The following is a 12,205-nucleotide window of genomic DNA, read 5'->3' as shown; positions in this document are numbered from 1 at the left end:
TTCAGAAATTTAAGATTTGTTTTCTGAATGAAAATGGCGCGAGTGACGGGGCTCGAACCCGCGACCTCCGGCGTGACAGGCCGGCACTCTAACCAACTGAGCTACACCCGCGCATTTCATTTTCAGCCATTTGGCTGGGTAGTCACCGGCGTTTCCGTTCGGTGTGAGCGGTCGTTTAAGGTGTTCTCTCACCACTGTCAAGCGAGTGATCTGAAGAAAAAAGAAGAATTATAATTTTCTTCTAAAAGAGCCGATTTTACGCGCTTTTATATATGGGAACTCACCCTAAACGCGCCTCATTCAATCGGAAGGCATTCAAATTAAAAAGAAAAAGGAATCGCATTTTTGACGTTACCCACGGGTCACCTCATTTTAGGCGCACCGAATTATAGCTTTCATAGGACTTATCCCCAGAGAGCCCATATTTTTTAGCCGGAGAATTAAAAAAATGCATTTTTCTAATTTTTACGCTTGCACTATCCAAACGAACAGCCTAAACGGCTCTCACAGCGGCTGACAAGTTAGCCGGGCGATTAGCTCAGTTGGTAGAGCGCTTCGTTTACACCGAAGATGTCGGGAGTTCGAGTCTCTCATCGCCCACCATTTTTCTTAATGAAATTATTGTTTTACAAGATGCATATATAAAAATGTGTATCATCTCTGTGTTTATATCTCTAGTATAGCAGATAAGAGCTTCGTACTGTAGATAGACCTCCCTACCCGACGATTGGCAGTCAATTCTCAGCATGGTGATAGCGAAACTGTCGGCACTTTGTTAATGACTGACACGAGTTATCGTAAGCTTAAGGCGTGCACGGGCGAGCCTCTAAGCGAAGCATTCCTTCATCAGAAATTAAACGAAAAATTTCTAGACTTGTCAGAAGCTTATCAGGCAGCTTCGGCTTACGTACATCTGTCAGGGCGGCATATTAAAACAGGGCTTTGGTCTCAAGAAGGAAGCCCTACCCTATTTTTCCACTTAAATGGAACGGACGATGCACGGCCTAATGAGTGGCTTGCTGATATCATTGGTTCTTTTGACCAAGCGACCAGGCTGACAACCGACCTGATAATTGAGTTTTTTACCACACGCTCCTCCGAGCGGAGAAATGCTGAAGCGGAAATAGGCCTAACAAACAGATAAAGAGTTTCCATTGATGTCGATTGCAGACGCATTCGACATGATCCACTGGGCACGGAAGTTGATTTTTCCCGATCTGCTTAGTCGGCCGCATTTCTGGTTCTGAAACTTGCAGAAATACAAACGCAATCGCCGTACGAACATGAGCTCCTCCAGACTTGTGCCGAAGAAAAACAGTCAGCAGAGGCCTCTTTTGTGACAAGCTATGCGTTATGCAACACCTCAAATATGGTAAATGTCGATTTACCATATGCATTATTTACGCGCATTTGCGAACGCATTGGTCGACAATGCGCTTAACTCAAAACAATACCGCCATCGACATTAAGGCTTTGCCCGGTAACAAAAGCTGCATCGTCGGATGCAAGAAATGCCACTGGGCCAACAACGTCTTCTGGATCACCGATGCGACGCATTGCGGTCTTCTCTTGCCAAGCTTCACGCACCGTCACATCATCAAGATTAACGCGGCCCATATCAGTCAGAATAATTCCGGGGCAAATACAATTGGCCGTAATTCCGAAGGTTCCAACCTCTTGTGCAAGTACACGCGTAAAGCCCATGACTGCGGCTTTTGATGCAGAATAATGCGCCTGTTCCGGTGCGCCATGCTTGCCACCGATGGAGGCTATATTCACAATGCGACCATAGCGCTGCTTCTTCATTTGTGGCAGCACAGCCTGAATAACAAGAAATGTGCCCTTGGCGTTAATATCAAGCACACTGTCCCAATGTTCTTCTTTTAAATGCTCAACATCGCTGGCGATCAAAATACCCGCATTGTTTACGACTGCATCAATCCGGCCAAAGATGTCGATGGTTTTAGAAACCATTGCTTCAACATCGGCTTTGTTGCTGACATCGGCATAGACCGCAAGCACGCGTTGACCCAATGCTCCGATTTCGCCCGCAACCTCTTCCAATGCGTCTTTCTGACGTTCAATATCATTGATAGCCACCTCGAAGCCACGCTTTGCCATGCCAATCGCAATGGCTCGTCCAATCCCGCGACTGGCGCCCGTGACAAGCGCTATTTTTGTCTGTTCGGTCATTTTGTCCTCCAAATTATAGCGCGGTGTAGCCACCATCTACGACAAGCACAGTACCGGTTATGAAGCTCGCCGCATCGGATGCGAGAAACAGAACGGCATTTGCGATTTCACGCGGTTCACCCAGCCGTCCCTGAGGTGTCATGGCCAGCCATTTCGAAAACCACTCTTCATTGCTTCGACCTGCAAGAGTGAGTTCAGTCGCAGTATAGCCAGGTGCGACCGCATTTACGCGCACGCCCTGCTTTGCCCATTCGACTGCAAGCGATTTGGTGATGAGATTGACACCTGCCTTAGCAGCATTGTACGCGACCTGTGGCTGCGGATAGACAACGATCTCACCGCACATGGATGAAATATTGACGATCGCACCACGGCCAGATGCAGCCATACGCTTTCCGAACGCCTGCGCACAGAAGAATACGCCATTTAAGTTGACATCGATTACGGCTCGCCAGTCAGCTTCCTCAGTTTCCGCGACCGGGGCATTTTTGACAATGCCCGCATTATTCACCAATATAAGCGGACAACCATTTTGGCGGAAAATAGCTTCTGCGGCGCGTTCGACTGCATCCTTGTCCGTTACATCAAGGATATAAAGACTAGCCGAGGCAGCTCTTAACGTGTTGAGCTCTGCAACAGCCGCCTTACTTACCGCTTCATCACGATCAGTTATGACAACAGTTGCTCCCGCTTCAACGAACAACTGCGCAATAGCGCGGCCTATGCCTTTGGCTCCACCGGTAATGACTGCGAGCTTATCTGTAAGTTCGAAATCCTTGAGCAATGGTCTCTCCCCAATTGATTTCAGGCCGCGTGAACAGATTTCAACGCCGGATACAAAGCGCGATACTGCTGGTAAATCTCGTTATAGATCGCTGCTTCGCGCGGACGCGGTTCTATACGCGTTCCGGGCTTCACCATCGCGGTGATTCCGTCATCGATAGTGGCGAAATATCCCGCACCATGGGCCGCCAGAACCGCAGCCCCCATCGATGGCGCGTCGCGTGACTGCGGCACACAAACAGGCAAGCCAGCCGTATCAGCATGTATCTGCAACCAGAGCGGAGAGGCACTTGCTCCGCCGCCAACGGTGATTTCCTGTCCGCGATAACCAGCATCTGCCATGGCATCGAGAATAGCGCGAGTACCAAAACTGATGCCCTCCATAATCGCCCGAAAAATATGATGCGGCTCATGTGCAAGTGTCAGACCGACAATTGCCCCACGCGACAGGGCATCAGTATAAGGCGTGCGATTGCCCTGAAAATGGTCTTGCACCAGAAGTCCGTCCGCCCCCGGCTCAAGAGCCGCAGCCTTACGGTTCAATTCTTCCATATTCATTGTACCGTTCATCATGCGGCCCAGCCATGCGATAATCGAACCGGTTGATGTTTGGCCACCCTCGATCACGTAGCGCCCCGGATAGAGCATATCCGGATAACTACCCCAAATACCGGGGGCATGGAGTGGTTTGTCCGAAACACCAAACTGCAGATGCGACGACCCGGTTATGAGAGCAAGCTGACCGGGTTTGGCAACACCAAGGCCGATCATGCCAATCAGTGCATCAGCCCCACCCTGAACCAGTTTCACCTTCTGGCTGAGACCAAGTTCGGAGGCGGCAGATGCACAAAGCGTACCAACTACCTCGCCCGGCGCGACCACGCGCGATGGCCATTTATGCATTAAGGTTTCGAGCCCCAGTTTTTGCAGCATCGTCGTGGGGAAACCGCCACGATCAGTCGAGTAATGCCAGCGCAGCGACGCGTTGTTGAGACTTGCTGCTTTTTCGCCAGTCAGGCGCAAAGTCATAAAATCCTGATACTCGCAGATCGTTTCGGCCTTCGCGAAAATCTCCGGCTCATTGCGTGCAATCCAGAGTGCCTTGGGGATCATCCATTCCGCCGAGACAGGCCCTTGGCCACCGCCATTGGCTTTGAGCGCCTGATCGCCCGTCGCCAATACAGATTCCGCTTCCGAACTAGCTCGAACGTCCATCCAGATAATCGATGGGCGCAGAGGCTTTCCATCAGCGTCGAGCGCAACAACCGTGCAGCTTGTTGTGGCAAGCGTTATCGCTTCAATCGCCGCCGGATCAACTGCGGATTCTGATATCGCTTTGCGTGCGGCATGAACGAAGGAACTCCACCAATCTTCTGGATTTTGTTCAGCTCGTGCACCGCTGGAAAACTTGGTTTCATATGGGACTGCAGCACTGGCAAGGCACACGCCCGACAAATCGTAAATCCGCGCGCGGATACTTTCCGTGCCTCCGTCGGCGGTGAGAAAATAAGCCATTCAATTCCTCCCGAAGCAAATGCAAAGGCGCCTCCAACCTTTGCTTTGCCCTAAACTCAACTCAAATTGCGAAATGCCTCGAGTGCTTTGCCCGCATACATAACTGCTGGACCGCCTCCCATTTCGACAGCTACTTCCAATGCTTCGAGCAGTTCCACTTCTGTTGCACCATGGCGGATAGCGGCATCGACATGATATAGAATGCAGTCCTCGCACCCTTTGGCGACAGCAATGCTCACCGCAATCAACTCACGTTGAGCGGAGGAGAAACGACCCGCAGCAGTTGCTGTCTTGCTGACCTTGGCAAAGCCTGACATGAGTTCGGGCGTTGCCTTGGCAAAAACACCAAGCCGTGATTGAGCTTCTTTGAGCTTTACTTTTACATCAGTCATCAGCCTCTCCTGTAGAGCTCAAAATGAGATCCAGCACATCTTTCGTTTGATCCCATTGCGGCATATGGCCGGATTGAGCGAAGAAGTGGACACTCGCTGACGGTGGCAACGATGTCACCTGCTGCCACGGGATGATGCGGTCTTGAAGACCAACAAGAACTCTTACGGACATTGAGCGCAAAAGCTTATCCAGTGATGCGATAACATCGATGCGCTGCCCTAATGATCCGACAATCGTTTCCGCAAGTGCCTTGAGACGGCCTTTGCTCATTGTGCTCGCAAAGTCGGCCGCCAGTTCGGGCGAAAGCTCAAAAGGTTTGGCCGCAACGCGCCTGAGCAGATGCGACACTTCACCAGCTGTCGTGGCATTCGCCATGCCGGAAATGAAACTTGCATCGATTTCTGAACCAAGACCAGCTGGCGCAATAAGCGTAAGCCCTGACACACGATCAGGATGGTTCGCGGCAAAAGCTGTCGCTGCAATTGCTCCCAGCGAATGCGCGACCACATGAACATTGTTCAAGGACAGTGCGTCTAGGAATGCGGGTAGAAAAGCACTCAATTCAGCGACGTTGCCTGCTTCAATTGTTGTAAGGCCGTGCCCTGGAAGATCAGGAGCGATAACGCGGAAATTTGCGCGGCGCAGACCTGAAGTTATACCGCTCCATGTCGTCCGATCCCCCGAAAATCCATGCAAAAACAGGAAGGTCGGAGCAGTCTTCGAACCCTGATCGCTATAGGCAACGCGACCATTTTCAAGCTCGACAAATTGAACGTCGCCGCTTTGCCGTACGCCACTTGACGCTGCAAACACGTCTTCTTTTTCAATACGACCCCTGCGACCCGTACCTGAAACGAGATTAATGTCGATGCCTTTGTCACGAGCAATTCGACGTGCGAGAGGCGTTGCACGCACCCGTTGGCCGTGGCTCGCTTGCCTTGGTGTTACTGAGTTAGAAACGGTTTGCGAAACAGAGGCTAACACTGTTTCAGCGAGCGGTGCATTCGGCTTCACAGCGACAGAACCCGCAAGCACTTCAATCCGCGCAATTGCATCGCCAACCGTCACCATGTCACCTTCGTGACGCAGGATTTCGATTAGCTTGCCACTCACAAGCGCAGGAAATTCAGCGACTGTTTTATCCGTTTCAATTTCGAGAATAGCTTCGCCACGCTCGAAACTATCACCCACGGCCTTCAACCAGCGGACGATGCGACCTTCTTCCATTGTCTCGCCAAGGCGTGGCATATCAAGTTCGGTCACGACAAACCCTTCAGGTGAACCGACTGCGTTAGCGGGGGCCTGCGCAGTCGGCTCTTCCGGAGAGGATGCGCTTTCGCCGCCCTCATCCGTCCAGTCAGGACCATCGCCGATATCAATGCGCGCTAAGGCAGCACCAACCTCCACATGATCCCCAATCGACCCGATCCACTCATGAAGCGTGCCATCACCGAGTGCAGGAAACTCCGCTACGGTCTTATCTGTTTCAATCTCAATTATGGAATCGCCGCGCTTGAAACTGTCACCGGGGTTCACAAGGAAGCCGACAATTTTGCCTTCTTCCATCGTTTCACCAAGTCGTGGCATTTTAAGAATACGTTCTGTCATGACAGCATTCTCTCTGCGATCGAACGGATCAAGTCCGCCGTTGGCACGCTGCCAGCTTCGAGATCCTGCGAAACCGAAATCGGGATATCTTCACCTGCAACGCGCACGACAGGCTGTTCGAGATAGTCGAAACATTCTTCCGTAATACGTGCTGAAAGCTCTGCTGCAACACCGGCTGTCATAACGCCTTCGGAGACAACCATGGCTTTGCCGACACGCTCTACGTATTCGCGAATGGTGTCAAAATCGAGCGGGTTGAGTGTGCGAAGATCGATGACTGTCGCTTCAATACCCTTAGCAGCGAGCTTTTCAGCCGCATCCATCGCATAGTGCACCTGACGCGAATAGGTCACGATGACCAGATCTTTGCCAGTACGACGCACCGCTGCCTTACCCCATGCCAGTGGCTCAGCATCCAGATCGACTTCTTCTTTGCGGGTATATAGCGCCTTGTGCTCGATAAAGACCACCGGATCAGGCTTGGTCAGGCTCTGTCGCAGCAGATGATAAGCGTCCTGCACAGTCGCAGGCATTACGAGCCGCAAGCCCGGCGTATGCATGATCCATGCTTCCAGGCTCTGCGAATGCTGCGCACCCGCCGAACGTCCGGTGCCGCCCTGCGTACGCAGAACCATTGGCACACCGATCTGGCCGCCAAACATATAACGGATTTTGGCAGCCTGATTGGCAAGCTGATCCATGGTCATGCCGAGAAAGTCGATATACATCAGTTCAGCAACCGGGCGAAGACCAGTCATAGCTGCACCAACAGCAGCTCCGATAATTGCTGGCTCGGAAATCGGCGTGTCGATCAGGCGATCAGCACCATATTTACCAATCAGGTCTTTGGTAACACCATAAGCACCACCATAACGGCCCACTTCCTCGCCGATCACGACGATGGTGTTGTCCTCGGCCATGGCATCATCCAGCGCTTTACGCAGCGCATCGCGGTAAGTCATGGCAACCATTATGCTTCATCCCTGGAAAGTACACGATCAATACGGGTGCGGACTGGCTCGGGTTCTGGTTCGCCAACCGCATAGACATCTCTGAACATGGAAGTGAGTGGCGGTGCTTTGGATTCCACCGTGAAATCGATGGTCGCATCCATTTCAGCAGTGATACTGCTATCCATCGTATCTAGCGCTGTTTCTTGTGCCAGGCCTTCTGAAATCAGCCGGTCGCGCGTGAATTTCACCGGATCTTTCTTGCGGCCTTCGGCTTCTTCTGCTTCTGCACGATAAGGACTCTTATCCATGCGGGCATGACCAAAGAAACGATAGCAACTTACCGAAAGGAAGCCCGGTTTACCAAGGCGCGCATCATCGATCAGGCCCTGCGCAACGCTTTTGACTTCCTCCACATCAATGCCATCCACCACAGCACCGTTCAAACCAAATGCATGTGCGCGCTGGTCGAAGGCTGTATTGGCTGTCGCCTGATCGACACGCGTACCCATGCCGTACTGGTTATTGATGCAGACGAACACAACCGGAAGCCCCCAAAGTGCTGCCATATTCATGCTCTCATAGAGAATGCCCTGCTGCATCGCACCATCGCCGAAAAAGGCGAGAGAAACCGCGTTTTTCCTGAGGTATTTGCTGGAAAGGCCTGCACCAACCACGGCTGGAATACCGCCACCAACAATCGCATTGGCACCAAGATGCCCAAGCGCCATGTCAGCAATGTGCATGGAGCCACCTTTGCCGTGACAATAGCCGGTTTCCTTGCCACCAATTTCGGCCATCATCTGTTTAGGATCAGCGCCGCGTGCCAGAAAGATACCATGGCCGCGATGGTGGGTGGTAAACGTGTCCTGTGGCTGCATGACAGCACAAACACCAGCAGCAGCGGCCTCTTCGCCAATCGAAAGGTGAAGCATCGAACCTGCCGTCTGACCGCGCACAAACAATTCGCCTACGCGTTCTTCAAAGGTGCGGATACGCCGCATCGTCTGGTATAGTTCGAGAAGATTAGAGTTACTCGGATTTTGCACGTGCGCCTCCGACAGACTTGTCTGTTTCAAGTTTTTCATGATGTTTGATTCAATGCCTAACGCAGTTCTTCAAAGAAGCTTCAGTTTGGTGGTTCGCGAAACAACCGCGACCGCCACGAGAATGATAAGGCCCTTCACAATGCTCTGGATGTATGTGTCCATGCCAATGAGATTGAGGCCGTTATTGATGACGCCGATGAAGAGAGCGCCGAAAAATGTCCCTGCAATTGTTGCAGTACCCGGACGGAACATGGTCATGCCTATAAACACTGTTGCAAGCCCATCCAGCAGATAGCGTTCGCCAGCATTTGGCTGACCAGAGCCTAAACGTGCAGCAAGAAGTGCACCTGCGACGGCCGCAAAAATTGAGCAGACCACCAGAGCGGCGGCGCGATAGAAGCGACCATTGACGCCGGAAAGCTCCGCTGCTTTCAGATTTCCACCCACTGCATAAATGTAACGGCCGAACACGGTCCGTTCCATCAGGAACCAGGCCACAAAAACGACAATCACCATGGCATAGGCAAGCACCGGGATGCCAAAGAGCTGGCCTTGACCTAGCCAGAGATAATTTGCGGGAAGACCACCATAAATAGCGCGTCCGCCTGTCATCAAAAAGTTGATGCCGTAGAGAATAGAGCCTACTGCGAGTGTGGCAATCAGCGACGGCACACCAACAAATGTGACCAAGACTGCATTGACCGAACCCACAACGAGACCTGCTCCGAGCCCGGCGAGCAGAGCCACGGGCAGAGGAAATCCAGCAACCAGCATCAATGGCACCAGAATGCCTGACATACCAACCATATAGCCGACGGAAAGGTCCATTTCCCGCGCAGCAAAACCGAATGTCAGACCCGCACCAACAATGGTGAGCATTGAAATCTGCTGTATAATATTGAGCAGATTGTTTGCTGTCAGAAAGCGGTCAACGGTCAGCGAAAAACCTGCAAACAACAGGAAAAGCACAAAGAGCGTGCTATATTTTAATAGCCATTCACCTTTAAGCTTTTTACCGAAGCTTTGGGCATGACGGGATGATTGCGGCGAAACCGCTGAAGATCGGGCACTCATTGGGTAACTCCTGCCATTGCGGCAATAAATTTCGCTTCTGAGAATGCGCCACGCTCAATCTGTGGGCCGGGTTTGCCATTCACAAACGGGATGACACGGTCTGCCACGTCTGCGATTTCCAGAAGGTCGGAAGACGTAACGAGAATGGCTATGCCTTTTTCAGCAAGCCTGCGCATTTGCGCATGTATTTCACGCTTAGCGCCAATATCGACGCCTTCGGTTGGTTCGATAAAGATCATCAACCGATAATGCTCATCCGCACCATACAGCCACTTGCCAATCGAAACCTTTTGCTTGTTGCCGCCGCTTAAGTCTTTCACGAATTGTCGATGCGAATGTGCCTTAACATTCATCTGCTTCATTGTGCGGTCAGCTTCAAGCGCTTCTCGACGCATCGACAAAATGCCTGTGCTGCCGAAAGTTGCATGAGTTGGATGCACCATCGCGAGGTTTTCGCGAACATCCCAATCGCCAATCAGTGCAGTCTCCATACGGTGATCGGGGACGAGAGCCACGCCTTTGTTTTGCATGGTTCGCGGATCGACTTTAGTCACAACCTCGCCCTGAAAGCGAAGTTTTCCCCTAGTCACACCGCTTGCAGCATAAAGCGAGCGTGCAAAGCCAAAATGCCCTGCGCCTGTCAGACCGATAAGGCCTACAATCTCGCCTGCGCGAATAACAAAATTATCGGCAACAACACCACCGGCATGCCAATCGCTAACTTCCAGCACGACGGGGCCAAGAACGCGACTATGTTGCGCTTCCTGTTCGACGGCTTCGCTGCTTCCAGAGCGTTGAAGCATCAGGTCAATGAGTTGCGCTTCACTCGAGTTTTTAGCTTCAAGCGTTGCAATGTGCCTCCCATCGCGAAGAACTGTGATACGGTCGCTCAGAGCTTTGATCTCTGAAAGAAAATGGCTGATAAGGACAATCCCAACACCTTGTTGCGGCAAGGTTTTGATGATTTCCCAAAGACTTTCTTTTTCGCGCGCAGGTAATGTCGCTGTCGGCTCATCAAGAATAAGCAACCGCACATTTCCACGCAGAGCACGAACAATTTCAATAATCTTTTGATCTGCCATCGGCAGCATATCGACCTGCTCATCAAGGTCGATGGAAACCTGCGGAAACCAGCGCTTTAGAAGTGCTTCTGCACGGCTGACAAGCTTCTTCTTGTCGATAACACCGAGACCCATACGAGGCTCATCGCCCAGCAAAATATTCTGCGCACCAGTCAGTCCGGGAACGAGACTGCCTTCCTGAGAAACATGTGCAATGCCCTTGCGCAGAGCATCACCAGCACTTGTTAAACGCACCTCGGTGCCATCAATAATGATGTTGCCAGACGTCGGACTTTTACTGCCACCAAGAATGCTGACAAGGGTTGTCTTCCCCGCACCATTTTCTCCGATCAGGCCATGCACCTCATCGAACCGGAATTCAGCACTGACTTGATCGAGCGCCAGTGTTCCGGGATATGACATGACGATCTGCGAAAGGCTTACGGCCATCGAAGAACTCCCGCGAATTGAATTTTCAGGTTAAAAAATGGCCGGAACTTGGAACGTAAGGTCCCGGCCAGTTACAGGCATGGGTGCCTAGTTCTTCGGGAGGAAGTCCTTACAGTTCTGCTTTGTGATAAGCGGCGCATCGAGATAGACGGTCTTCGATGGAATAACCGTTGCAGCATCTTCTTTCTTCACGACGATGCTCTCGATCCATTCTCCGGTCTGTGCACCCATCTTTTCAAATGGCTGGGAAACAGTTGCGATCAAAAGGCTCTCTGGCTTGCAGACTTCCTCAATCGCCTGAGGATTACCGTCGATACCGATAACTTTCACGTTTTTCAGACCGGCTGCATTGAGAGAGTTGATGGCAGCCTGTGCTGGCTCATCCCAAGGCGCCCAAACAGCATTAATTTCTTCGCCAAAACGGGCAGCATAATCCTGCATTGAGCTAGACGTGTCTTCAAAGAATGCCGTGTAGTCGATATTATGTTCCGCAAGCACCTTCACTTCAGGATATTCTTTTAGCACTGTGGCCATCACATCGCCGCGCTTACGCGTGCCGTGATGTTCCGCCATGCGCAGGAAAATCAGATTGCCCTTTCCGCCCATTTCGTTGAGCAGATAAGGCGACACACTGGCCGACATCGCCCAGTTATTGGTTGTCACATCGACGAGAACACCATCAACCTGTCCGCTATCAATGGCGAAAACTGGAATTTTTGCTGCGACCGCGGCATCGATTGCGGCGCGCGACGCGCGCAGATCCGACATGCTAACGATAATCGCATCGACACCACGCGATGCCGCATCCTGAATATTGGACGCCGTGCGTTCGCCAGAGCCACCGCTATCAAGAACACTGACTTTCCAATCTTTGCCGGTTTCTTTCAGCCATGCATCAAAGCCAGCTTTGGCGCGCTGTTCAGACTGTGCAGCAGCATTGGAATGCACCCAGGCAACGTTCGTCGCCGACGCGCTTGCTGTACCCATCAGTAAGGCCAAAGCTGCAACAGCGACAGACTTCTTAAACAATCCCGACCCCATTTATTCCTCCCAAAAGCGACGTGGTTATATCCACCGTCCAGCTTCACATTGTTAAACCTGACACGTGACCAGCGAAACGCCGCGCCTT

10 protein-coding genes and 2 tRNA genes are annotated in these 12,205 nt (G+C 51.8%); 1 reads left to right on the top strand and 11 read right to left on the bottom strand.

Annotation, left to right across the window (positions count from 1 at the left end; translation table 11 throughout):
- Positions 1-34: 34 nt before the first annotated feature.
- Positions 35-111 (bottom strand) — tRNA-Asp (locus tag RI570_RS10530).
- Between the two features lie 416 nt (positions 112-527).
- On the opposite strand from RI570_RS10530, the gene RI570_RS10525 reads away from it, so the two are divergent.
- Positions 528-603: transfer RNA gene (locus RI570_RS10525), tRNA-Val, on the top strand.
- Positions 604-1,437: 834 nt separating this feature from the next.
- Here RI570_RS10525 and RI570_RS10520 read toward each other — a convergent pair.
- The 10 genes from RI570_RS10520 to RI570_RS10475 form a co-directional block, all read right to left on the bottom strand.
- Complete coding sequence (locus RI570_RS10520) at positions 1,438-2,193, bottom strand: SDR family NAD(P)-dependent oxidoreductase (protein ID WP_313828364.1); 756 nt, start codon at positions 2,191-2,193, stop codon at positions 1,438-1,440.
- 13 nt (positions 2,194-2,206) lie between these two features.
- The gene (locus RI570_RS10515) at positions 2,207-2,977 is read right to left on the bottom strand and encodes an SDR family NAD(P)-dependent oxidoreductase (protein ID WP_313828362.1); all 771 of its coding nucleotides are present in this window, start codon (positions 2,975-2,977) and stop codon (positions 2,207-2,209) included.
- A 20-nt stretch (positions 2,978-2,997) separates the two neighbouring features.
- Entirely contained in the window at positions 2,998-4,491 is a 1,494-nt protein-coding gene (locus tag RI570_RS10510; protein WP_313828361.1) for an FGGY-family carbohydrate kinase, read from the bottom strand.
- Positions 4,492-4,547: 56 nt separating this feature from the next.
- Positions 4,548-4,883, bottom strand: a complete 336-nt coding sequence (locus RI570_RS10505) for a carboxymuconolactone decarboxylase family protein (protein WP_079213653.1) — start codon at positions 4,881-4,883, stop codon at positions 4,548-4,550.
- Positions 4,876-6,492, bottom strand: coding sequence for an acetoin dehydrogenase dihydrolipoyllysine-residue acetyltransferase subunit (locus RI570_RS10500; protein ID WP_313828359.1), 1,617 nt, complete (start codon positions 6,490-6,492; stop codon positions 4,876-4,878). The genes RI570_RS10505 and RI570_RS10500 overlap by 8 nt, the downstream gene beginning before the upstream one ends.
- The gene (locus tag RI570_RS10495; protein ID WP_313828358.1) at positions 6,489-7,463 is read right to left on the bottom strand and encodes a pyruvate dehydrogenase complex E1 component subunit beta; all 975 of its coding nucleotides are present in this window, start codon (positions 7,461-7,463) and stop codon (positions 6,489-6,491) included. The genes RI570_RS10500 and RI570_RS10495 overlap by 4 nt, the downstream gene beginning before the upstream one ends.
- A complete protein-coding gene (locus RI570_RS10490; RefSeq protein ID WP_313828356.1) occupies positions 7,463-8,491 on the bottom strand; it encodes a thiamine pyrophosphate-dependent dehydrogenase E1 component subunit alpha in 1,029 nt (342 codons plus the stop codon). The genes RI570_RS10495 and RI570_RS10490 overlap by 1 nt, the downstream gene beginning before the upstream one ends.
- A gap of 69 nt (positions 8,492-8,560) precedes the next feature.
- Complete coding sequence (locus RI570_RS10485) at positions 8,561-9,565, bottom strand: ABC transporter permease (protein WP_313828355.1); 1,005 nt, start codon at positions 9,563-9,565, stop codon at positions 8,561-8,563.
- A complete protein-coding gene (locus RI570_RS10480) occupies positions 9,562-11,076 on the bottom strand; it encodes a sugar ABC transporter ATP-binding protein (RefSeq protein WP_313828354.1) in 1,515 nt (504 codons plus the stop codon). The genes RI570_RS10485 and RI570_RS10480 overlap by 4 nt, the downstream gene beginning before the upstream one ends.
- 87 nt (positions 11,077-11,163) lie before the next feature.
- Positions 11,164-12,117, bottom strand: coding sequence for a sugar ABC transporter substrate-binding protein (locus RI570_RS10475; protein WP_313828353.1), 954 nt, complete (start codon positions 12,115-12,117; stop codon positions 11,164-11,166).
- Positions 12,118-12,205: the final 88 nt, after the last annotated feature.

The sequence above is a fragment of the Brucella pseudogrignonensis genome (genome assembly GCF_032190615.1).
Classification (GTDB): domain Bacteria; phylum Pseudomonadota; class Alphaproteobacteria; order Rhizobiales; family Rhizobiaceae; genus Brucella; species Brucella pseudogrignonensis_B.
This window is presented reverse-complemented; position numbering and strand designations above follow the sequence as displayed.

Coding starts and splice junctions, on each gene's coding strand:
- RI570_RS10495 (WP_313828358.1), bottom strand. CDS start 7,463: ATGGTTGCCATGACTTACCGCGATGCGCTGCGTAAAGCGCTGGATGAT.
- RI570_RS10520 (WP_313828364.1), bottom strand. CDS start 2,193: ATGACCGAACAGACAAAAATAGCGCTTGTCACGGGCGCCAGTCGCGGG.
- RI570_RS10485 (WP_313828355.1), bottom strand. CDS start 9,565: ATGAGTGCCCGATCTTCAGCGGTTTCGCCGCAATCATCCCGTCATGCC.
- RI570_RS10500 (WP_313828359.1), bottom strand. CDS start 6,492: ATGACAGAACGTATTCTTAAAATGCCACGACTTGGTGAAACGATGGAA.
- RI570_RS10475 (WP_313828353.1), bottom strand. CDS start 12,117: ATGGGGTCGGGATTGTTTAAGAAGTCTGTCGCTGTTGCAGCTTTGGCC.
- RI570_RS10510 (WP_313828361.1), bottom strand. CDS start 4,491: ATGGCTTATTTTCTCACCGCCGACGGAGGCACGGAAAGTATCCGCGCG.
- RI570_RS10505 (WP_079213653.1), bottom strand. CDS start 4,883: ATGACTGATGTAAAAGTAAAGCTCAAAGAAGCTCAATCACGGCTTGGT.
- RI570_RS10480 (WP_313828354.1), bottom strand. CDS start 11,076: ATGGCCGTAAGCCTTTCGCAGATCGTCATGTCATATCCCGGAACACTG.